Origin of the sequence: Micromonospora sp. NBRC 110037 (assembly GCF_001652995.1) — a bacterium.
Taxonomy (GTDB): Bacteria; Actinomycetota; Actinomycetes; order Mycobacteriales; family Micromonosporaceae; genus Micromonospora; species Micromonospora chalcea.
The window spans coordinates 158,304-180,014 of sequence record NZ_BBVA01000006.1; the positions used below are offsets into that span (position 1 = coordinate 158,304).

16 protein-coding genes and 1 pseudogene are annotated in these 21,711 nt (G+C 74.0%); 5 read left to right on the plus strand and 12 right to left on the minus strand.

From position 1 onward, the window contains the following. The first annotated feature begins 204 nt into the window (after positions 1-204). The 4 genes from A4R25_RS19180 (at position 205) to A4R25_RS19195 (ending at position 5,344) form a co-directional block, all read left to right on the plus strand. Entirely contained in the window at positions 205-3,870 is a 3,666-nt protein-coding gene (locus tag A4R25_RS19180) for a sensor histidine kinase (protein ID WP_064447624.1), read from the plus strand. Next, the gene (locus A4R25_RS19185; protein ID WP_013283992.1) at positions 3,867-4,271 is read left to right on the plus strand and encodes a roadblock/LC7 domain-containing protein; all 405 of its coding nucleotides are present in this window, start codon (positions 3,867-3,869) and stop codon (positions 4,269-4,271) included. Before A4R25_RS19180 ends, A4R25_RS19185 begins: the two co-directional genes overlap by 4 nt. Positions 4,272-4,371: 100 nt before the next feature. Continuing rightward, entirely contained in the window at positions 4,372-4,749 is a 378-nt protein-coding gene (locus A4R25_RS19190; RefSeq protein ID WP_030501200.1) for a DUF742 domain-containing protein, read from the plus strand. 1 nt (position 4,750) lies between these two features. Further along, on the plus strand, positions 4,751-5,344 hold the full coding sequence (locus A4R25_RS19195) for an ATP/GTP-binding protein (RefSeq protein ID WP_030501201.1): 594 nt from the start codon (positions 4,751-4,753) through the stop codon (positions 5,342-5,344). A gap of 120 nt (positions 5,345-5,464) precedes the next feature. Here the strand turns inward: A4R25_RS19195 and A4R25_RS19200 are convergent, their stop codons facing one another. The 3 genes from A4R25_RS19200 to A4R25_RS19210 form a co-directional block, all read right to left on the minus strand. After that, on the minus strand, positions 5,465-6,685 hold the full coding sequence (locus A4R25_RS19200; RefSeq protein WP_043326752.1) for an ABC transporter substrate-binding protein: 1,221 nt from the start codon (positions 6,683-6,685) through the stop codon (positions 5,465-5,467). 134 nt (positions 6,686-6,819) lie between these two features. Then, positions 6,820-9,222 (minus strand): hypothetical protein, encoded by a 2,403-nt coding sequence (locus tag A4R25_RS19205; RefSeq protein WP_043326750.1) that lies wholly within the window; start codon positions 9,220-9,222, stop codon positions 6,820-6,822. Between the two features lie 40 nt (positions 9,223-9,262). Then, entirely contained in the window at positions 9,263-10,252 is a 990-nt protein-coding gene (locus A4R25_RS19210) for a hypothetical protein (RefSeq protein ID WP_064447625.1), read from the minus strand. Between the two features lie 115 nt (positions 10,253-10,367). Between A4R25_RS19210 and A4R25_RS19215 the strand changes: the two genes are divergently transcribed. Then, a complete protein-coding gene (locus tag A4R25_RS19215) occupies positions 10,368-10,709 on the plus strand; it encodes a PadR family transcriptional regulator (protein WP_043326746.1) in 342 nt (113 codons plus the stop codon). A gap of 48 nt (positions 10,710-10,757) precedes the next feature. Here A4R25_RS19215 and A4R25_RS19220 read toward each other — a convergent pair whose 3' ends face one another. The 9 genes and pseudogenes from A4R25_RS19220 to A4R25_RS19260 all read right to left on the minus strand — a co-directional run bounded on the left by A4R25_RS19220 (position 10,758) and on the right by A4R25_RS19260 (position 21,711). After that, the gene (locus A4R25_RS19220; protein ID WP_043326744.1) at positions 10,758-11,441 is read right to left on the minus strand and encodes a permease prefix domain 1-containing protein; all 684 of its coding nucleotides are present in this window, start codon (positions 11,439-11,441) and stop codon (positions 10,758-10,760) included. Positions 11,442-11,509: 68 nt separating this feature from the next. Beyond that, positions 11,510-13,306, minus strand: a pseudogene (gene cydC / locus A4R25_RS19225) (thiol reductant ABC exporter subunit CydC); the annotation flags it as partial. Further along, positions 13,249-14,928, minus strand: a complete 1,680-nt coding sequence (gene cydD / locus A4R25_RS19230) for a thiol reductant ABC exporter subunit CydD (protein ID WP_064447626.1) — start codon at positions 14,926-14,928, stop codon at positions 13,249-13,251. The pseudogene cydC and the gene cydD, both read right to left, overlap by 58 nt. Further along, positions 14,925-15,932, minus strand: coding sequence for a cytochrome d ubiquinol oxidase subunit II (locus A4R25_RS19235; RefSeq protein WP_064447627.1), 1,008 nt, complete (start codon positions 15,930-15,932; stop codon positions 14,925-14,927). The genes cydD and A4R25_RS19235 overlap by 4 nt, the downstream gene beginning before the upstream one ends. Before the next feature lie 11 nt (positions 15,933-15,943). After that, positions 15,944-17,191, minus strand: coding sequence for a cytochrome ubiquinol oxidase subunit I (locus A4R25_RS19240; protein WP_064447628.1), 1,248 nt, complete (start codon positions 17,189-17,191; stop codon positions 15,944-15,946). A gap of 103 nt (positions 17,192-17,294) precedes the next feature. Beyond that, positions 17,295-18,200, minus strand: coding sequence for a M56 family metallopeptidase (locus A4R25_RS19245; protein ID WP_043326742.1), 906 nt, complete (start codon positions 18,198-18,200; stop codon positions 17,295-17,297). Between the two features lie 9 nt (positions 18,201-18,209). Next, positions 18,210-18,734 carry a BlaI/MecI/CopY family transcriptional regulator gene (locus tag A4R25_RS19250; protein ID WP_064447629.1) on the minus strand — a complete coding sequence of 175 codons (525 nt, stop codon included), beginning with the start codon at positions 18,732-18,734 and terminating at the stop codon, positions 18,210-18,212. A 729-nt stretch (positions 18,735-19,463) separates the two neighbouring features. Beyond that, positions 19,464-20,288: an aldehyde dehydrogenase family protein gene (locus tag A4R25_RS19255; RefSeq protein WP_064447630.1), complete on the minus strand. Its 825-nt coding sequence runs from the start codon at positions 20,286-20,288 to the stop codon at positions 19,464-19,466. Further along, positions 20,281-21,711, minus strand: coding sequence for an aldehyde dehydrogenase family protein (locus A4R25_RS19260; RefSeq protein ID WP_064447631.1), 1,431 nt, complete (start codon positions 21,709-21,711; stop codon positions 20,281-20,283). Before A4R25_RS19260 ends, A4R25_RS19255 begins: the two co-directional genes overlap by 8 nt.

Sequence of the window (21,711 nt, forward strand, 5' to 3'; positions counted from 1 at the left end):
CGGGTGTTCCATTACCTTCAGTGACTCCGGCCAGACGGATAGCTATCAAATTGCATCAACATCTCATCACACCTCCGGTGAGGGACAACCTGGTCTTTCTCTTTGCGGGGCGGCGTGATGGAATCTCGGAGGTCCGACCCGCCGGGTCGGTCGCTCGGCGTTGCCCTCAGGTGACGTCGGGCGCGGTAATGCGAGGGCGGTGACGTGAGCAAACGGCCAACGACGGCGGGCTCCTTCCTGTCGCGGCTGCGCCGGCCGATGAGTCGGCTGCGCGACATGCCGATCTGGTCCAAGCTCGGTCTGATCATGATCGTGCCGACCATCGCCACGGTCGTGGTGGGCACCAGTGGTCTGGTCGACCACCTGGAGACGCTCAACAATGCCAACCGTGCGGGGGACCTGGCCAATCTGATCGGCTACTCGGGTGACCTGATCGACACGGTGCAGGACGAGCGGGTCGGCGCCGTGCTCTTCCTCGGCGCGAAGGAGTTCCAGACCCGGGCGCAGTACCAGGAGGGCTACAACCGGGCCAACCAGCGGGTGGACCAGGCGAAGTCGCCGTACCTGCGGCAGCGTGGCGAGATCGACGACCTGCCGCGCAACTTCGTCGGGCTGCTGGACGCGATCGACACCCAGCTGAAGGACCTCCCGGCGACGCGCAGCCAGGTGCTGAACGGCAAGCTCAAGATCAATGACGCCGACCTGACCTACCGGCAGCTGATCGAGGACCTGCTCGCGATCCGCGACTCCGCCACCCAGCTCGCCGGCGACAACGACCTGAGTGACCGGATGCGCGCGGCGGCCGCTGTCGCCCGGCAGAAGGAATTCCTGACCCAGCGCCGCGTGGTCGTCCACCAGGCGATCACCCAGAACCAGTACACCCCCGCGCTGCGCGAGCAGTTCATCGCCAGCGGCACCGGCCAGTCGCAGGCGTTCGCGACGTTCCAGGCGGTAGCCACCGACCCGGACAAGCTGTTCTACGACCAGACCGTCTCCGGGCCGGACCTGCGCCGGGCGGAGCTCTACACGAGTTTCATCTCGGGCAACAACAGCGGCTCGATGGAGAACGCCCAGTTCGGCGCGGACCAGTGGGACCAGGCCATGGTCGCCAACGCGAAGCTGATGCGGACGGTGGAGTCCCGCCTCGACGGCAACGTGGTCCGGCAGGCCGACGCGCTGCGCTCGGACACCCAGCGCCAGGTGTTCCTGGAGACCGGCCTGCTGCTCACCATGCTGCTGCTGGCCATCCTGTTCGCGTACCTGGTCGCCCGCTCGATGGCCCGCTCGCTGCGCGACCTGCGCCAGGGCGCCCTGGCGGTGGCCCAGTACGGGCTGCCGCAGGCCGTCGCCCGGCTGCGTGACCCGCAGGTGACCGGCCAGCTCACCCCGGTGCAGCTGGCCAACCAGATCGCCGAGCCGCTGCCGGTGCGCAGCAAGGACGAGTTCGGCCAGGTGACCGAGGCGTTCAACGCCGTCCACCTGGAGGCCGTCCGGACCGCCGCCGAGCAGGCCGCCCTGCGGGCGTCCGTCGCGACCATGTTCGTCAACCTGGCCCGCCGCTCGCAGATCCTGGTCGACCGGCTGATCGGCCACCTCGACCGGCTGGAGCGCGGCGAGGAGGACCCGGACCGGCTGGCCGAGCTGTTCCAGCTCGACCACCTCGCCACCCGGATGCGCCGCAACGACGAGAACCTGCTGGTGCTCGCCGGCGCGGACTCCACGCGTGTGCAGCGCGAGCCCGCCGCCCTGATCGACGTGCTCCGCGCCGCCCAGTCCGAGGTCGAGCACTACACCCGGATCGAGTTCGGGGTGATCGACCGGGACATCGAGGTCGCCGCCCACGCGGTGAACGACCTCGTGCACCTGGTCGCCGAGCTGTTCGACAACGCGACCGCGTTCTCCCCGCCCGACTCCCAGGTCATGGTGGAGGCCCGCCGGGTCGGCGACCGTGCCTCCCTATACGTGGAGGACCGGGGCATCGGCATCAGCCCGGAGCAGCTCCGTGACCTCAACGAGCGGCTGGCCACGCCGCCGCAGGTGGACGTCGCGGTCTCCCGGATGATGGGTCTGGTCGTGGTAGCGCGGCTGGCCGCCCGCCACGGCGTCCGGGTCGAGCTGCGACCGGGCACCGACCGGGGCACCGTCGCCGACGTGACGCTGCCCACCACGGTCCTGGTGCCGCGTGCCCTGGCCGGCCGTGGTCCGGGCGCGCCGGCCCTGCCGCCCGCCGCCCCGCAGCAGAGCGGACCGACGCCCGCCTTCGGCGCCCTGGCCGCTTTCGGCAACAACAACCCGCAGAGCCTGCCGCCGGCCCCGCACCCGGGCGCCTCCGGCAACCAGGTCACGCTCGGCGGACGCGCCTTCGACCCGGCGCCGCGCAACGGCTCGGGCACCCCGGCGAACGCCGGTGGCGCTCGCGCCATGCCGGCCTGGTCCGACCTGACCGGCGCCAACCCGGGCGACGGGGACGGCGGGTTCGGCTCCCGGCCCTCGTCCGGCTCCGGATTCGAGCCGCTGCCCCAGCGGCGCAACCCGGCCGAGGGCGACCCGGGCACCAGCGGCCAGCAGCCGGCGATCCCGCGCCAGCTGCCGAGCAGCCCCGAGGCGCGGCCCTACAGCCCGCCGCCGGTCTCCGCGCCGCCGGTCCCGCCGGTGTCGGCGCCGCCGCTGCCGCCGGTCTCCGGCGCCCCGGCCGCCGGCAACCCGCTGCCGTACCGTCCGGTCTCGGCCGCCCCGGTCTCCGGCGACCCGTTCTCCGGCCGTCCGGTCTCCGCGGCGCCGGTCTCCGGCGACCCGTACACGGGCCGTCCGGTCTCCGCCACGCCGGTCTCCGGGCAGCCCACGTCGGCCGCGCCGGTCTCCGGCCAGCCGGCCGCCGGTTACCAGGTCTCCGCGCCGCCGGCGAACCAGCTGCCGGCGCGACCGGTGACGCCCGGGCCGGGCGTCGGTGCGCCGCCGGTCTGGCCGCCGGTCACTCCGGCCCCGGCCCCCGCGGCGCCGGAACGGCCCACCAGCGGCATGGACATGACCACCGAGCTGCCCCGGGTGCCGCGCACGGAGATGCCGGCCACCGCGCAGCCCGCGACCGGCCAGCCGTCGGCCGCCGGCCCGGCGACGAACCAGCCGGCCGCCACCCCGGCGACCAACCGGCCGGCTGCCGCCCCGGCGGCGCGACCGGGCCCGGCAGCGCAGCAGCAGGGCAACCGCCAGCGGTACGCCGACGAGACGATGGAGCTGCCGATCTTCCGGGAGCTCGAGTCGGCGTGGTTCCGTACCCGCCGGCCCGGGCCCCACGAGGAGGCGGCGGCCCCGGCCCCGACGACGAACGGCGGCGACGCCACCCAGCAGTTCGCCAAGGTGGACACCGCCGGCCGGCCCGTGCCGCAGCCGACACCCGCAACGACAGGTAACGCACCGATGGCACACACTCCGACGGCCGGCGGAGCACCGCGTGACAACGGCGCGGCGAACGGGAACACCCGTCCCGCGTACGGCGGAGGGCTGCCCACCCGGCAGCCGACCGCGTCGCCGCAGTCCTCGCCCTGGCAGACCGCGGCCGACGACGGCTGGCGCGCCGCCTCGGCGGCCACCGAGGTGCCGGTCGCGGAGACCACCCAGAAGGGCCTGCCGAAGCGGAAGCCGATGGCGCAGCTCGTGCCCGGCAGCATCGACAAGCCTTCTGCCTCGGTGCAGCGGCGGACGCCGGAAGGCGTCCGGGGCCTGCTGTCGGCCTACCATCGGGGCGTGCAGCGCGGGCGTAACACCGACAGCAACACGACCGGCCCGGAGGGCACTCCGGGCGGGCAGCAGTCCTCGCAGTCTGGCTCAGGCCCGGTGGCCGGGAGCGGGCAGAAGGAGCAACAAGGATGACTACTACGCAGGATCTCGGATGGCTGCTCGCCAACTTCGCCGACCGGGTGCCCGGTGTGGCGCACGCGGTCGCGGTCTCGGCCGACGGCCTGCTTCTCGCCTCGTCCCGTGACCTTCCGCGGGACCGTGCCGACCAGCTCGCCGCGATCGCGTCCGGTCTGGTCAGCCTGACCCAGGGCGCGGCCCGCTGCTTCGAGGGCGGAGCGGTGTTGCAGACAGTCGTCGAGATGGACAACGGATTCCTGTTCCTGATGTCCATCTCCGACGGTTCGTCGTTCGCGGTGCTGGCGGCGCGGAGCTGCGACGTGGGTCAGGTCGGGTACGAGATGGCCCTGCTCGTGGACCGGGTGGGCGATGCCCTGACGCCGCAGCCGCGCACGGCTGTGGGGATGATGGGCTGAATGACGCGCTGGCCGGTGGGTCAGGTGCGGGAACAACAACGACAGCGACGGATGTCACCGGGGCGAGCCGGTGCCGGGTACGAGGGAGGTGAGCGGCGACATGGCGGATCGTGACGAGCCGACCGGCGCATTGGTCCGGCCGTACGCCGTCACCCGTGGTCGTACCCGTCCCCGGCTCGACATCGCCCTGGAGGCGCTCGTCGAGACGACGGTGCGCGGCCGAGCGGTTGCCACTGGCAATGGTGGCCACGGTCGTGAACACCAGTACATCGCCGCGTTGTGTGACGGACGTGTGCAGTCGCTCGCCGAAATCGCGGCGCGGATGCAGCTTCCGCTCGGCGTGGCCCGGGTGCTCATCGCCGACATGGCGACGGACGGCCTGGTCGCGGTCCACGAGCCGACCATTTTGGACGACTCCGACGACGCGGTGGGCACTGAACTGCTGGAGAGGGTGCTGAGTGGACTTCGCAGGCTCTGACATGTCGCACCGGCCGCCGGCCCCGAGCGGCCGAGTGACGTCGGCGAAGATCGTTATCGCCGGTGGGTTCGGCGTCGGCAAGACGACGCTGGTCGGCTCGGTCTCCGAGATCACGCCGCTGACCACCGAGGCGATCATGACCTCCGCCGGTGTCGGCGTCGACGACACCCGGCAGGTGCCGGGCAAGACGACGACCACGGTGGCGATGGACTTCGGTCGTATCTCGATCGACCGGGATCTGATCCTGTACCTGTTCGGTACGCCGGGTCAGACGCGGTTCTGGTTCATGTGGGACGAGTTGGTCCGGGGTGCGATCGGCGCTGTGGTGCTGGTCGACACCCGGCGGCTCGCCGACTGCTTCGCCGCCATCGACTTCTTCGAGCACCGGCGGCTGCCGTACCTGGTGGCCATCAACTGCTTCGACGGCATGCAGTACCACGATCCGCAGGACGTCCGGGACGCGCTGGCGATCTCCCGCGACGTGCCGGTGGTGCCGTGCGACGCCCGTAACCGGGAGTCCACGAAGCACGTGCTGATCTCGCTGGTCGAGTACGTGCTCACCATGCGGCGCTCGCGGGCCGTCGCACCCGCCTGACCGACGCGCGGAAGCGCCCGGCGGCCTGAGGCCACCGGGCGCTTCTTGCCGTCCGGGGACGGACACGGTACGCGGTCGCCCGGTGACCTCCAGGAAGGAATCGCCGGGCGGCGCTCCGGGTCAGCCGAGACGCGTCCAGCCGCCCCGGTAGACCTGGTAGACGGCGAGCGAGTCGGGTTCCATGCCACCGTGCCGCGCGGCGGTGAACGCGTACCCGCCCGCGATGCCCTGGACCGCCTGCGCCTGGAGCAGCGCCCGCAGGCGGCCCCGGTCCAGGCTCGTCGCCATCCGCGCCGACCACGCGAGGAGCTGGAGGGCGTCCGAGGCGTACGGGGCGAAGCCGGGGCTGCCGCCGTGCCGCTGGGTGTAGCGGGTGGCGAAGTCCCGCCGGGCCAGCTGCGCCGTGGTGGTGGCGGTCACCGCGGAGATGTCCAGGCAGGCCGGGTGCACGGCGTATGCGCCCTCCACGGCGGCGGCGTTGGCCCCCTGCACGGTGTCGTCGGCGACCGCGCCGGCGTCGAAGAAGATCGGGCCGCGGTGCCCGGCGGCGCGCAGCTCCCGTGCCGCGGCGCCGGAGTCCGGCGCGGTGGCCCAGACGACCACGCCGTCCCGCTCGCCACCAGCGACGCGCTCGGCGGCGGCGCGGAAGCGCCGGCCGGTCGCCGGCAGGCGTACCGTGCGGGCCAGGTCGGTGCTGCTGTCCGCGAGGGCCTCCCGCATCGCCCGCACACCCGAGTCGCCGTGCAGCCCGTCGGCGGCGAGCAGGGACACCTTCCGGACCTTCATGGACTCGAACAGCTCCACCAGGCGGCGTGCCATGTCCACGGCGTCCGGCGTGAGCTTGTAGGTGAACGTGCGCTCGTCGAGCGGCAGCACGATGCGGTCACCGTAGCCGAGCGAGAGGAACGGCGTCTTGACCTGCTGGGCGGCCGTCGCCAGGGCGACGGAGGTCTCGCCGAGCACGCCGCCGATCAGGGCCTGCGCCCCGGCCCGGGTCAGCTCGGCGGCGTGGCGGGCCGCGACCTCAGGATTGCTGCCGTTGTCCAGGATCTGGAGCCGGACCGACCGGACCAGGTTCCCGACCGGGAGGCCGGTGCGGTTGAGCGAGTCGGCGGTGAGCTGCAGGGCCTGCCGCTGGGCGACGCCGAGCACCGACCCCGCGCCGGTCAGCTCCAGGCTCGCCCCGACGATCAGATCCTGGTCGCTCGGCGCGCTGCTGGACGGGCCGTCCTCCGGCCGCTGGCCCTGCGGCGCGCAGCCTGCCAGCAGCACGCTCCCGGCCGCGGCGGCGAGGACGCCCCGCCGGGTGAGCACAGTGGAGTCGAACGCCGGTGTCGCCATTGGAATCGCCTTCCCACCCCGGCGAACAGGCGCCGCCGCTGGTCCGCCGGGTATGTTCCCGGCCGGTCCAGCTCAGCGTCAAATCGCCCAGGTGTGGGATGAAACACCCCACTCGTGGGCCTGGCGGACTCTGATCAGGAGCGGTAACCGGCCGAGCGGTACTCGTACTCCCGGTCGTCCTCGCGGTCCCCGGTGTCGCGGGTGAAGTCCCAGCCGCCGGCCGCCTCACGGCCCGGACGGCCGCCCACGGCGAAGCCGCCGATCTCCTGGCCACGCCGCCAGCCCCGGAAGTATCCGGTGGTGTTCTCGGCCAGGCTCGCCGCGTTCCGGACGATCCGCAGGGGACGCTCCTCGCGCAGCGGGGAGCCTGGCACCAGGTTGGCCTGCGGCACCCGCTTCGGCAGGCCGGCCTTGGTCTCCGCGCCGACGGACGGGCGGGCGGCCTGTTCGGCCGCCTGCCAGCCGGTGTCAGCGGTGCTGGACCACTCCAGGTCGGCCTCGTCCCCGTGCCCGACGAACCAGGCGGACTTGGCCTGCGCGAAGATCAGCAGGTCACCGTCGCCGTCGTCGGAGACCGGCGGCGGGCGGTGCTCCTTCGGCGCGGGACGCCGCTCGGGCGGGGCGGTCATGGGCACGCGGCCCGGGTCGCCCTGGTCGACCAGACGCAGCGGCGGCGTGTCCAGCCCGGGATCGGCCTGCCGGCTCATCTCGTCGCGCAGCGCCCGGTCGGCCAGCGGCGGAGGCTCCACCAGCCGCAGCATCGGCGGCTCCTGCGGAAGGTCGTCGGCGAGCCACGGCGGCGTGACCCGGCCCGGGTCGCTCGGCGCGTCCACGCCCCGTCCGTACGGGTAGGTGGTGCCCTCCCGCTCCCGGGCGGTGTCGTCCTCGTTGTTCACGAGCGGCCAGTTCGCCCGGGAACCCGGCGGGGCTGCCTCCGGCGCCGGTGGGCGCGGGGCCGGCACCGGGATGCTCAGGTCGGTGGCGCTGAACCCGCCGGTCGGCGGTTCCTGGTGCGGATTGGTCTTCGGGCGGGGCGGGATGACGGTGCGCTGCCGCTCCGCCCGCGCCTTGTTGATCGCCGCGGTGGTCAGCGTCGGCCGGAACGGCTCGCCGGCCTCGGCCGGCGGCACGGCGCCGCGCGGCGACGGGGCGATCGGGGTGATGCCGGGCGGCGGCGGAGGCGGCGCGGAGATGGGCCGGTTGGTGGGTCCGTCCACCCGCGACGGCAGCGGCGCGCCGGTCGGCTCGGGCCGGGACGGCGGCGCGGAGGCCGGACGGCCCAGCGAGGCAGCCGGAGCCACGGGAGTCACCGGGGCCGGAGCGACCGGCGGAGGCGTGACCGGGGCGGGAGCGACGGGTGGCGGGGCGAGCGGCCGGGGCGTCGTCGTGGCGGCCGGGCCGGAGACCGGCTCGGGCCGGCCGCGGCGCCCGCCGGGAATCGGCTCCGGGCGGCTGCGCCGCCCGGCCGGCTCGGGTGCGCCGGCCGGCTCGGGACGACCACGGTGTGCCGGCTCGGCGGCCGGCTCCGGCTGGACCGGCCGCACCGCGCGCAGGTCGGTGGCCGGGGCCAGCTCGTCGACCTGCTCACCGCGTCGGGCGGCGGCCCGGCGGCCGGTGGCGGGCGCGGGAGCGGTGCGTTCGGCGAGCGCGCCCACGAGCGCGTCGCATCCGGCGTCACAGGTCCGGACCGAGGCGACCGCCTGCCGTACCGTCTCGGCGACGGCGGCGGTGAGCGTCCGGTTGACGGTGGCCCGCCGGGGTGTCTCGGAGATGGCGACCCGCAGCGCGGTCACCGCGTCGGAGATGTCGCCCGCGTCCGCCAGACCCTCGGCGGCCAGCTGCGCGACCACCGCGTCGGCGGTCAGCCCGCCGTCGCGGCCACGGGCCGCGGAACCGGTGAGCATCCCCGGCTCGGGCAGCGCGTCGAGAACCGCGAGGGCGACCCGGTCCGCCGGGTCCGGATACGCGCGCAGCGCGGCCGGGTAGAGCTCGCGGAGCACCTCGCGCAGCGTCACCGCGGCCGAGTGCCGACCGCTCGCCAGCGCCGCGTGCGCGGCCAGGACCTGCGTGTATCCGGCTAGCTCACGCGGCGCCGGGAGGGTCACCGCGGAGAGCGCGCCGGCCTGCAGCGCGCGGGCCAGCCCGACCGCGCGGCGCTCGGCGGGCGGGGACTGCATCTCCTCCAGGGAGTCGTCGTCGGCGAAGCGCTCGGCGAAGTCGTCGACCGAGTCGTCGTCGGCGATCGCCAGCGGACGGCCGGCGGCGCTCAGCAGCGAGGTGACGATGTGGTCGTCGCTGTCCGCGGCGATGGCCGCGCCGCTCGGACCGCCGGACCGCTCCACCAGCAGCGCGACCAGCTGGGCGTACCCGGCGGCCTCGTCGGCGATCTCACAGACGTGCAGCAGACGGCCTGCGTCGTCGACCACAGCGGACGTCAGCGTCGTTCCGGCCGAAGCCGTTCGGTCGGCCGGATCTGCCGAGGCCAGACCGCAGTACACGCGCACGAGCGCCACGGCGTCGTCCTCCTCCCGGGACACAGGTCTTGCTCTGCCAGAGACTGATGCTCCCCGCTCCGGGTCAGTCGCGCCAGTCCACAACCGCAGAGATCTTGCCGACAATGGTGCGCCAACCCAAACTTGCGGTTTGTGCCCCGATTTTCTTCAGCCGGCGCCGACCCAGGAAACCACCGATTCCGCCGTTGACGGAAGCCCGCAGCGCCTCGTCCAGATCGTCCAGGCTCGAGCCGGCGGAGAGCATGTCCAGCACGGCCGGTAGCCGCAGCGCGTACGCCAGGTCACGGGCGATCTCACCAGCTTCGATGAGTAGCTCGTGGTCCCATGCGTCGTGGCCGCCGCGCAGGTTCTCCACCACCAGGTCGAGTTCGTAGGTGTCCTCGTCCAGCGGGGCGATGTCGGCCGGTTCCAGCCGTTCGGACAATTCATTCCAGCTGTCCAGTTGGGACAGGTCGTTGGGCGCGCCGGAACGGATGAAAGAGACCAATGACTCCGGGGTCTTGAACAGCAGGAGCCGGCCCTTGTGGGTGAGGAAGACCGGCACCTCCTCGTCGCCCGCGGCGTCCTCGTCCTCGTCGTCGTCCTCTTCGTCCTCGGACTCGGCCTTGTCCTCGGTCGCGTCGTCGTCCGCCTCGCCCTTGCGGCGCCCCTTGGCGGCCTTCTCGGCCTTGTCGTCGTCCTCGTCGTCCTCCTCGGCGGAGAGGGCGGCGAACTCCTCGTCGAGGATCACCACCTCCTCGTCGTCCTCGGTCTCGACGACCTGGCGGCGGGCCAGGAAGGGGTCGTCCTGGTCGCGCTCGGCGACGTCGGTCGGGGTCAGCTCGCGCGCCGGCCGGTACGCCCGCAGCGTGAAGCCGGTGCCGGCGGGCAGCGCGATCTCCACCGGGTCGATCCGCACCTCGTCCCAGAGCGCGCGGTCCGCCGGCGGGCGGTCCGCCTCGACCTCGTCGGCTGCGGCGGGCGCGTCGGTGTCGTCGAGCTCGGGCTCGTCGGCGTCGGGCCGTTGGGGCGACTGGCGGGCCACGCTGACCTCCGTGTGCGTTCGGTTGCCCACCCGGCGGCGTCGCGCCGCCGAGTGACTCTGCGCACATACCCTAGTGGGCGAACCGTTGCGGCCGGGAGCCGCACCCCTTGGCGTTCCGGAGGATCGACAAGTAGCGTTGCTACGCATGAAGGCGCAGGCGCTGCACGGACACCTCGACGCGCTGCTGCTCGCCGTGCTGGAACAGGGCCCGCGACACGGCTACGCGATCATCGAGGCGTTGCGTGCCCGCAGCGGCGGGACGCTGGACCTGCCCACCGGCACCATCTATCCGGCGCTGCGCCGGCTGGAGCGGGCCGGGCTGGTGGCGAGCACGTGGAGCACAGTCAACGGCCGGGAACGCCGCACCTACGAGCTGACCGAGGCCGGTGGCCGGGCGCTGGTGGGGGAGCGGGCCGGCTGGCGCGAGTTCAGCGCCACCGTCGGCCGGTTCCTCGGGGCGGACGAACCGCCCACGGCCCCGGCCTGAACCCCGCCGGCCGGACCGGTGGGCCGGCCGCTCGGGCGGCCGACCGGCTCAGCCGGCCAACCGCCGCTCGGCGAGCACCCAGCAGCGGGCGGCCCGGACCAGTGCGAACCAGGCCGCGGACACCACCGTCGCCCCGATGATCATCGGGGGCCAGGTGAGCGCGGCGTCCCACAGCCCGACCGACCAGCCGAACAGCGCGCCGCCGGCGGTCACGCCGAGCGCCAGGGCGCCGGTCAGACCGAAACCGATCAGCCGGGCCGGACGGACGAGCCGGGGCGACCCCCACCGGGCGGTGAGCGGGCCGACGAGCAACGCGGCCAGCGCCAGCGCGGCGATCACGCCCCAGATGACGTTCAGCCCGGCGGAGAGCAGCAGGTAGCTCGCCGGCGGCGGGGGACCGCCGCTCCAGCTCGACCCCTGCCAGGTCAGGTCACCGGCGGCGATCAGCACCACCGAGATCAGGAGCGTGCGCAGCGCCAGCCCGCGCAGCGCGCCGGTGGCCAGCTCGGCCTGGAACTCCGGCACGAGCTGCCGGTCGCTGCCGAACTCGGCGACCGCCCGCCGCTCCGCCTCCGCGCGCGGCAGGCCCTCCTCCCGGTACGCCTCGACGGCGTCCTCCAGCGCGTGCCGCGTCTCGGTCAGCAGGTCGGCCTTGAGCCGGTCCGGCCCGTACAGGCGCCCGGACAGCTCGCGCAGCCGGCGGTCGACCACCGCCTCGTCATGGACCCGCATGCGCACAAGCCTGCCATCGGGGGACGGGCTACCGCGTCAGGGAAAACCCCGATCGGATTCAGTGCGCGCTACGGCGTGACCGCCAGGTAGCCGCGTTCGGCCGTCTGCTGCCGCAGCCACTGCTCCCGGTACCACCCGGGGCGTGCCACCAGCTCGTCGTGCCGGCCGCGCTGTACCACCCGGCCGCCGTCGAGCACCACGATCTCGTCCAGCCCGGCCAGGCCGCTGAGCCGGTGGCTGATCAGCAGCACCGAGTGCCCGGCCGGGGTGGCGGCGAGCGTGGAGTCCAGCACCGCGTCGGCGGCGGACGGGTCGAGCCCTTCGGTCGGCTCGTCGAGCACCAGCACCGGCGGGGCGGCCAGCAGCGCGCGGGCCAGCGCGAGGCGCTGCCGCTGCCCGCCGGAGAGCTGCCCGCCCTGCTCGCCGACCACTGTGTCCCAGCCGTCGGGCTGTTCGCGTACCCAGTCGAGCAGGCCAGCCGCCCGGGTCGCGGCGACCAGGTCCGCCTCGGTGGCGTCCGGACGGCCGAGGAGCAGGTTCTCCTTGACCGTGGCGTGGAAGACGTACGCCTCGGCGAGCAGGCCGCCGACCACCCGGGGCAGATGCTCGTCCGGGATCCCGGCCACCGGCACGCCGCCTACGGTGACCCGGCCGGTGTCGGGGCGTACCGCGCCGGTGAGCACGGCGGCGAGCGTGCTCTTGCCGGCGCCGCTCGGCCCGACCACCGCCACCCGGCGGCCGGCCGGCAGGTCGAGGTCGAAATCGGCCAGCGCGGGGGCGGCCCCGGCCCGGTAGCGGACCGTCACGTCGGCGAACCGTACGTCGTGGCCGTCGATCGCGGGCTCCGGCGCGCTCGTCGGCGGCGCCGTGGCGGCGGGCTCGGCCAGCAGGTCGGCCACCCGGGCCAGCCCGGTCCGGAGCTGGGCGCGCTGGCGGGCCGCCGCGACGAGCGCGAGAGCCACCTCCACGGCGGCGAGCGACCCGACCGCGAGGACGCCGACGAGCACCCCGCCGACCCCGGCCCGCAGCGCCACGGCCACCACCGCGGCGGCGGTGAGGCCACCCACGAGTACGCCCGTCGCGTCCACCGCGAAGCCGGTAGCGGCGAGCCGGCGTTCCAGCTTCGCCAGCCGCGCGCCCCGGTTTTCGGCGGCGGCGAGCGCGGCGCCGGTGGCCCCGAACGCGGCCAGGTCGGCGGCGCCGTGGGTGAGGTCGACCGCGTCCACCGCGAGCGCGCCGCGCAGCGGGGCTACCTCGTCGGCGGCGCGGCGGGTGAGTCGGGTGGCCAGCGCGGGCAGCGCCGCGCCGGCCACCAGCAGGCCGATCGCGAGCACACCGGCGGCCGGCGGTGAGATCAGCGCGGCGACGCCGACCGCGAGCACGCTGACCACCGCCGCGGCCGCGCCCGGTACGAGCACGCGCAGGAGCAGGTCCTGGGCCGCCTCCACGTCCGACACCAGGCGGCTCAGCGCGTCCCCGGTACGCCGGCCGGCGTCGCGCCGGGCGGCGAGCGTGGCGAACACCCGGGCCCGTACGTCGGTGATCATGCGGAGCACGGCGTCGTGCCCGGCGAGCCGTTCGGTGTACCGCAGCACGCCCCGGCTGACCGCCAGCGCCCGGACCGCGACGATGGCCACCGTCAGCCGGTCCAGCGGCGGGCGGCCCGCCGCGCTCATCAGCAGCCAGGTGGCGGTGGCCATCAGCGCCAGGCCGGCGAATTCGGTGGCGGCGGCGAGCAGCCCGGCGCCGAGCAGCCGGCTCAGGTACGGCCGGGCCAGGCGCAGCACCGTCCGTTCCGCGCCGGGGATCATCGGGCCACTCCCGGCCCGGTGGCGGTCGGGTGCAGTTCGGTGACCCGGCCGTCCTCGACGCGCAGGATCCGGTCGGCGTCGGCGAGCAGCGCGGGCCGGTGCGCGACGAGCAGCGCGGTACGTCCGGCGACCAGCCGCCGGGTGGCGTCCAGCACGACCGCCTCGCTGGCGCTGTCGAGCCGCGCGGTCGGCTCGTCGAGCAGCACGATCGGCGCGTCCCGCAGGAACGCGCGGGCGAGCGCGACCCGCTGCCGTTGACCGCTGGACAGGCCGTGGCCGCGTTCACCGAGGCGGGTGTCCAGCCCGTCGGGCAGGGCGTCGACCACCTCGTCCAGCGCGGCGTCGGCAACCGCGGCGGCGAGCACGTCGTCCGGGGTGTCCGGCGCGCCGAGGCGGATGTTGTCGGCGAGCGACCCGGCGAACAGGTGCGCCCGCTGCGGCACCCACGCCAGTTCGCGCCGCCAGGCGTCCAGGTCGACTCCGGCCAGGTCCACGCCGTCGACGGTGACCCGGCCGGAGGTCGGTGCGACGAAGCCGAGCAGCAGGTTGAGCAGCGTGCTCTTGCCCGCGCCGCTGGGCCCGATGACGGCGATCCGGTCGCCGGGCCGGATGGTCAGCGTGACGTCGCGCAGCGCTGTGGTCCGGTCGTACGCGACGCTCACGCCCTCGAAGCGGATCTCGCCCCGGCCGCCCGGCGCGGGACGGCGGGGTTCGGTGGTGGCGGGCGCGTCGGTGGCGGAGAGCGTGAGCGCCTCGTCCAGCGCGGTGAGCCCTTCCATGCTGGCGTGGAACCGGCTGCCCGCCGCACGCAACGGCAGGTACGCCTCCGGGGTGAGCAGCAGCACCAGCAGCGCGGTGGAGAGCGTGAGGCCGCCGCCGAGCAGCCGGATGCCGACCGGCACCGCGACGAGCGCGACGGAGAGCGTGGCGACCAGTTCCAGCACCAGCGCGGACAGGAACGCGATGCGCAGCGTCTTCATGGTGGCCTGGCGGTGGCCGTCGGCCATCCGGCGTACCACGTCGACCTGCCCCTTGGACCGGCCGAACGCGCGCAGCGTGGGCAGCCCGGCGACCATGTCGAGGAAGTGCCCGCCGAGCAGTGACAGCCGCCGCCACTGCCGTTCGGTGGCGGCCTGCGCCTGCCAGCCGAGCAGCGCGCCGAAGATCGGGATGAGCGGGATGGTGAGCGCGATGATCAGCGCCGAGCTCCAGTCGGCGAACACGATCCGGGCCAGCACCGCCACCGGCACCGTGACGCTCAGCACGAGCTGCGGCAGGTAGCCGGTGAAGTAGGGGTCCAGCGCGTCCAGCCCGCGCCCGGCCAGCGTGGCGAGCTGCCCGGCCCGCTGCCCGGCGACCCAGGTGGGTCCGTGCCGGCCGACCGCGCCCAGCAGGTCGGCGCGCAGCGCAGCCTTGACCGTCGCGGCGGCCCGCGCCGCCACTGTGCCCTGCGCCCAGCTCACCAGCGCCCGCCCGGCGACCGCGGCCACGAGACCGGCCAGCGCCGGCCGGTGCAGCCGCCCGTCGAACGCGGTGGCCAGCAGCGTCGCCAGCGCGGTCGCCTGGGCGATCACCAGCAGCGCGGTCAGCCCGCCCAGCGCCGCGAGCACGGCAAGGTCGCGCCGGGCCGCGGGGACCCGACGCAGCAGACGCGGGTCGAACGGGCGGCGGTTCACCAGTACACCGGTGCCCTGCCGTCGATCCGTCCCCGGAACACCCACCAGCACATCGCCTGAAAGCCTAGTAGGGCCGGCACGAGCGGTAACGCGAGCCATCCCAACAGTGCCAGCGTCGGACGGCCGGCGGCCGCCTCGGCCACCGTCAGCGACGCTGCCGGGTCGGCCGTGGAGACCAGGATCCGGGGCCAGAGCGCGGCCCCGACCAGCGGCGCGGGCAGCGCCAGCGCCGTCGCGGTCGCGGCGAAGGCCACACCGGCCCGGGCCCGCCGCAGCGCCGCGCGGGCCGTCAGCAGCGCGGCCACGAGCGCCAACGGCAGGAGTACGGCCACAGCCGGGCGCGCCACCGCGGCGCGTACCCGATCGGAGAGCACGCCCAGGACGGTGGCCGCGCCGACGGCGACGAGTGCGGCGGGCACCAGGGCGCTCGCCAGCCGGGCGAGCGCCGGGGCGTCGGCGGAGGGCAGCCGGAGCGTGAGGAACGTCGCACCGTGCACCGCCACCAGCGCCAGCAGGGCCAGCCCCGCGGCGGCGACGAACGGGGTGGCGAGATGACCGACACCGACCACGTGCCCGTCGGCGCTCAGCGGCACGCCCTGGAGCAGCCCGCCGAGCACCGCGCCCCAGCCCAGCGCGGCGAGCACGCTGCCGACCACCACCACCCGGTCCCAGCCGGCGCGCGCCGTTCCGGAGACCGGGCGGCTGCGCAACTGCACCCCGGCGGTCACCAGCACCACCCCGGCCAGCGCGGCGAGCACCGCCGGATAGAAGCCGGAGAGCAACTCGCCCTCCAGCCGGGGGAACGCGCCGAACAGGATGCCGACGGCCGCCACCAGCCAGACCTCGTTGCCGAGGAAGAACGGCCCGAGCGCGGCGAGCGTGGCTCGGCTGCCCGGCGTCGGGCCGCGCCGGGCCAGCAGCAGGCCGACGCCGTAGTCGTAGCCGCCGAGCACGAGGTAGGTGGCGAAGAAGAGGCCGAGCAGGGCGTACCAGGCGAGTTCCACGGCGGGCTCCCTCAGACGAGCACTGGCTGGTGGTGGGGGTCGGTGTCGGGCGCGGGCGGTCGGCCGAGGGCGGGGTCGTACGCGCCGCGCGCGGCGTGCCGGGCCAGCAGCGTCCAGTTGGTCACCGCGAGCGCGCCGAGCAGCAGGCTGAACCCGATCAGCGAGGCGAGCATCAGCCCCGGCGAGACCGGGGAGACGGCCTGCGCGGTGGGCAGCAGCCCGTACGCGGCCCAGGGCTGGCGGCCGACCTCGCGGGCGATCCAGCCGAGCAGCATCGCCACGAACGGCAGCGGCAGGCCGAGCAGGATCAGCCAGAGCGGGAACCGCAACCGGATGATCCAGTCGCGCCAGAGCAGCGGCAGCAGGAGCCAGAGGGCGCCGAGCGTGAAGCCGATCAGGATCATGAAGCCGAGGCCGACGTTGGAGAGCACCGGCGGATCCCAGTCGCCGGGGCCGAACCGCGCGGTCCAGTCGGCGACGAGCGCGTCGCGCTCCGGCCCGCCGCCGAACTTCGTCGGCTGGAGCTGCGCGACCGGGCCGAACTGGGCGAAGCCGAAGCCCTGGAGCGTGCTGACCGCTAGCGCCGCGGTGACCAGGCCGAGGCGCAGCGAGGTGCGGAACAGCGCGTAGTCGCTTGTACGCCGCAGCAGGTGCCACGCGCTCACCGCGGCCATCAGCAGGCCGCCGGTGACCAGGCTCGCCGAGATCACGTGGCCGAACGCCATGCCGAACGTGGGATTGGTGAGCAGCGCGCCGAAGTCGGTGAGGTGGGCGATGCCGTCGCGGACCTCGTACCCGACCGGGTTCTGCAGCCAGGCGTTCGCCACCATGATCCAGAACGCCGAGGCGTACGCGGTGATCGCCACGCCCCAGAGCAGCGCCAGGTGTACGCCGCGCCGCAGCCGGTGCCACCCGAAGATCCACATGCCGAGGAACGTGGACTCCAGGAAGAACGCCACGAGCGTCTCGATGGCCAGCGGCGCCCCGAACACGTTGCCGACGTAGCGCGACAGCCCGCTCCAGTTCAGCCCGAACTGGAACTCCATCACGATGCCGGTGGCGATGCCGAGCACGTAGTTGATCACGTAGAGCTGGCCCCAGAACCGGGTCAGCCGCTCGTACACCGGTTTGCCGGTGAGGAAGCCGGCCGTCTGCAACCCGACCAGCAGCGTGACCAGGCCGAGCGTGACCGCCACGAACAGGAAATGGATCGAGGTGGTGGTGGCGAACTGGAGGCGGGCGAGGAGCAGCGGATCCACTGTCGTCCTCCCATGGGTCGACTCTCTTGTCGTAGTCAACCTACACGTAGCTTTACTACCTATAGAGGTGTGCGAACCCGGAGAAGTCCCTTAGGGGGCGAGATCAGCTCAGGAACAGGGCGAACGGCAGGGAGACGAGCGTGCCCGCGACGGCGAGCGCCATCGCGCCGAGCACCCGCGGCGGGCGGTCCGCGACGAGCAGCCGCTGCACCCGCACGTCCAGATCGCGGTCGCCGAGTCCGAGCGTGCCCGCCGGTTGCACCCGGTGCTCGGCGGCGGCGAACCGCCGCAGCGCGCCCGCGAGCGGCGCGTCCGCGTGCAGCTCCCGGGCCTTGTCGTCGGCGCGCATCTCGACCAGCAGCGCCACCCGCGCGTGCGCGTCCCGCACCCACTGGAACCAGGGCAGCGCCCGGCACAACGCGGTGAACGGCAGCAGCACCAGATCGTGCCGCTCCTGGGCGTGCGCCCGCTCGTGGGTGAGCACCGCCGCCAGCTCCGCCGGGTCGAGCAGGTCGAGCGTGCCCGCGCTCACCACCACCCGGGGCCGCACCCCCGGCAGGCAGTACGCCGCAGCGCTCGGGTGGTCGAGCACCAGCGCGCCGGGCACCGTCGGGTCACGCCGGGCCACCAGGTGCAGCAGCTCCCGGTGCCGGCGCTGGGCGCGTACCGCGCCGTGCAGGCTGCGTACCGTCGTGGTGAGCAGCACCACGCCGATGCCGAGACCGACGCCGACCAGGCTGAGGTGCACCGCGCCCACACCGGCCGGAAGCGTGCCGTGGGCCAGGTCGTCGGCCAGCGCCAGCAGCGCCCACCCGGTCGCCCGGTCGTAGACGTCGAGGCCCAGCGCCATCGGCAACCCCATGGCCGACAGGCCGAGCGCCAGCCCGACCGCCTGCCAGCACAGGATCGCCACCCGGGGCGCGCGCCACGTCCAGCGCGCGGCGGCGAGGACCTGCGCGGTCAGCCAGCAGGCCAGAATGGTCGCGGCGAAGTGCAGGGCGTACGCCACGGCGGCCGCCTACCGGTCCGTCGCCTCGTCGAGCGCGGGCCGACCGGGCCGGGGGTCCTCGATCCGGCCGGTCGGTCCGTCCTCGACAGTTGCGGGCCCGGTCGTCCCGGTCTCGACGGTCGTCCCGGTCTCGGCGGTCTCGGCGGTCGCTCCGGTCGCGGGGCCTGTTGCCCCGGCCTCGGCGCTGAGCGCGGCGCGGAGCACGTCCGCCTCCGTGCCGGTCACCGAACGGGCGAAACGCACCAGCGCGGCGTCCCGGCTGCCGCCGAGGTCGAGGGCTTCGAGCATGAGCTGGGCGATGTGCGCCTCGCGGGTGGCGGCGGGGCGGTAACGCCAGGCGCGGCCCTCCCGCTCGCGCTGCACCATGCCCTTGCCGGCGAGCCGGTCGAGCACGGTCATAACGGTGGTGTAGGCCAGTTCGCGGCCGTCCAGGGCGTCGGCGACCTCGCGCACCGTCACACCGCCCGAGGCGGCTGGTGCCGCGTCCCACAGCACGTCCATCACCGCACGCTCAAGGTCCCCCAGCCGAGTCACCCACCAATCCTACCCCCGGTAGTAGATCCCCTCCGCCGCCCCGGTCCCCGGTTCCGGTCCCCGCCCCTCCCTCCCGAAGATCAACACCAGCTCGGGGAGGTGGTGTGGTCCGAGGCGGCTCGATGCAGCCACCTCGCCGTACTGGTGTCGATCTAGCTCTCCTCGGACGACCCTGCCAAGATCCACTCTGCCTCGGGGAAGTGGTGCAGTCCCGGGTCGGCCGATGCGGCCCTCTCGGGGATCTGGTCTTGATCGTGCTGGCCTCGGGGTGGGCCCCTCGGCAAGATCAACGCCAGTTCGGGGAGGTGGTGGCATTCGAGGCGGGCTGATGTGACCACTTCGCCGTACTGGTGTCGATTTTGGTGCGTGGGAGGGCAGGGTCAGCGCCAGTTCGGGGAGGTGGTGCAGTCCCGGGCTGGTTGATGTGGCCACTCCGGGGAAGTGGTGTTGATCTTGCTGGGCGGCCGGGTGAGTGTCGGGGCGCGGCTCGGGTCACTTCGGAGGTTTTGGTGTTGATCCTGTCGGCCTCGTGCGGGCCCTTCGACAAGATCCACGCCAGTTCGGGGAGGTGGCGGCATTCGAGGCGGTTTGATCGGCCCACTTCGCCGTGCTGGTGTCGATCTTGCTCGGGTGGGACCGACGACCGTTCGCGGAAAGTGCGGGAACGGGAAGTGGCGGCAACCCGGGAGGGTGTGCCGCCACTTCGGGCCGGGACCGGACTGCCGTCGGTCAGACGCCCTTGGGGTGCCAGACCGTCTTGGTCTCCAGCAGCGTGGTCATCCGGGTGATGCCGGGATCGGCGTACCAGTCGTGGTCGGCCGGGGCCGGCCGGAGCACCCGCTTGAGGTTCTCCGCGGCCTTGATCTCCAGGTCGGCTGCCAGCTCGGCGTCGGTGACGCCGGTCAGGTCGATCGCGTTGACGTCCATGTGCGCGGCGAGCGTCGGCACGGTCTCGGTCAGCCGGCCGGTGAGGATGTTGACCACCCCGCCGGGCAGGTCGGAGGTGGCGAGCACCTCGGCCAGCGTCACCGCTGCCAGCGGCGCCGCCGGGGAGGCGGCCACCACGACCGTGTTGCCGGTGACGATCGCCGGGGCGATCACGCTCACCAGGCCGAGCAGCGCGGGCTCCTCGGGGGCGGCCACCGCCACCACGCCGGTGGGCTCCGGCGCGGACAGGTTGAAGTACGGGCCGGCCACCGGGTTCGCGCCGCCGTACACCTGGGACAGCTTGTCGGACCAGCCCGCGTACCAGACCCAGCGGTCGATCGCGGCGTCCACCTCGTCGGCCGGTACGCCCAGGGCGACGAACTGCTCGCGCCGGCCCTCCAGCATCTCGGCGACCCGGTAGAGGATCTGACCCCTGTTGTACGCGGTCGCCCCGGCCCAGCCCTTCACCGCGGCGCGGGCGGCCACTACCGCGTCCCGCGCGTCCTTCCGGGAGGCAAGAGACACGTTCGCGGATTGCACGAGATACGACCGTCCCGACTCGCTGCGCGGGAACTTCCCGCCGATGAAGAGCTTGTACGTCTTGCGTACCGCGACCCGCTCAGACATTGAGGTACCCCTCCAGCCCGTGCCGGCCGCCCTCGCGACCGTAGCCCGACTCCTTGTAGCCGCCGAACGGCGACGTCGGGTCGAACTTGTTGAACGTGTTCGCCCACACCACGCCCGCGCGCAGCCGGTCGGCCAGCCACAGGATCCGGGAACCCTTGTCGGTCCAGATTCCGGCCGACAGCCCGTACGGCGTGTTGTTGGCCTTTTCGACGGCCTCCGCCGGGGTGCGGAACGTGAGCACGGACAGCACCGGGCCGAAGATCTCCTCGCGGGCGATCCGGTGGGCCTGGGTGACGCCGGTGAAGATGGTCGGCGCGAACCAGAAGCCGCGCTCGGGCAGCTCGCACGGCGGCGACCAGCGCTCCGCGCCCTCGGCGGACCCGGCGTCGGACAGCTCCCGGATGCGGGTGAGCTGCTCGGCCGAGTTGATAGCGCCGATGTCGGTGTTCTTGTCCAGCGGGTCACCGACCCGGAGCTGGGCCATCCGGCGCTTGAGCGACTCCAGCACCCGGTCGGCCACCGACTCCTGGACCAGCAGCCGCGAACCGGCGCAGCAGACGTGCCCCTGGTTGAAGAAGATGCCGTTGACGATGCCCTCGACGGCCTGGTCGATCGGCGCGTCGTCGAAGACGATGTTCGCGGCCTTGCCGCCCAGTTCCAGCGTGAGCTTCTTGCGGGTGCCGGCGACCGAGCGGGCGATGGCCCGGCCCACCTCGGTGGAGCCGGTGAACGCGACCTTGTCCACGCCCGGGTGCTCGACCAGCGCCCGGCCGGTGTCGCCCGCGCCGGTGACGATGTTGACCACGCCGGCGGGCAGGTCGGCCTGCTGGCAGATCTCGGCGAACAGCAGCGCGGTCAGCGGGGTGGTCTCGGCGGGCTTGAGCACGACCGTGTTGCCGGCGGCCAGCGCCGGGGCGATCTTCCACGCCAGCATGAGCAGCGGGAAGTTCCACGGGATGACCTGCGCCGCCACGCCGAGCGGCTTCGGGTCCGGGCCGAAGCCCGCGTGCGGAAGCTTGTCGGCCCAGCCGGCGTAGTAGAAGAAGTGCGCGGCGACCAGCGGCAGGTCGACGTCGCGGGACTCCTTGATCGGCTTGCCGTTGTCCAGCGACTCCAGCACCGCCAGCTCGCGCGAGCGTTCCTGGATGAGCCGGGCGATCCGGAACAGGTACTTGGCCCGGTCCCGGCCCGGCATCGGACCCCAGACCTTCTCGTACGCGGTCCGCGCGGCGCGCACGGCGCGGTCCACGTCGTCGGCGCCGGCCTCGGCGATCTCGGCCAGCACCTCCTCGGAGGCCGGGTTCACCGACTTGAAGCTGCCGCCGGAGGCCGGGTCGACGAACGCGCCGTCGACGAAGAGCCCGTACGAGGGCTTGATGTCCACCACCGAGCGGGACTCGGGGGCGGGTGCGTATTCGAACAT

Excerpts from the sequence above, each read along its gene's own strand:
- A4R25_RS19185 (WP_013283992.1), top strand. The coding sequence starts at position 3,867 with ATGACTACTACGCAGGATCTCGGATGGCTGCTCGCCAACTTCGCCGAC.
- A4R25_RS19190 (WP_030501200.1), top strand. The coding sequence starts at position 4,372 with ATGGCGGATCGTGACGAGCCGACCGGCGCATTGGTCCGGCCGTACGCC.
- A4R25_RS19195 (WP_030501201.1), top strand. The coding sequence starts at position 4,751 with ATGTCGCACCGGCCGCCGGCCCCGAGCGGCCGAGTGACGTCGGCGAAG.
- A4R25_RS19200 (WP_043326752.1), bottom strand. The coding sequence starts at position 6,685 with ATGGCGACACCGGCGTTCGACTCCACTGTGCTCACCCGGCGGGGCGTC.
- A4R25_RS19215 (WP_043326746.1), top strand. The coding sequence starts at position 10,368 with ATGAAGGCGCAGGCGCTGCACGGACACCTCGACGCGCTGCTGCTCGCC.
- A4R25_RS19220 (WP_043326744.1), bottom strand. The coding sequence starts at position 11,441 with ATGCGGGTCCATGACGAGGCGGTGGTCGACCGCCGGCTGCGCGAGCTG.
- A4R25_RS19255 (WP_064447630.1), bottom strand. The coding sequence starts at position 20,288 with ATGTCTGAGCGGGTCGCGGTACGCAAGACGTACAAGCTCTTCATCGGC.
- A4R25_RS19260 (WP_064447631.1), bottom strand. The coding sequence starts at position 21,711 with ATGTTCGAATACGCACCCGCCCCCGAGTCCCGCTCGGTGGTGGACATC.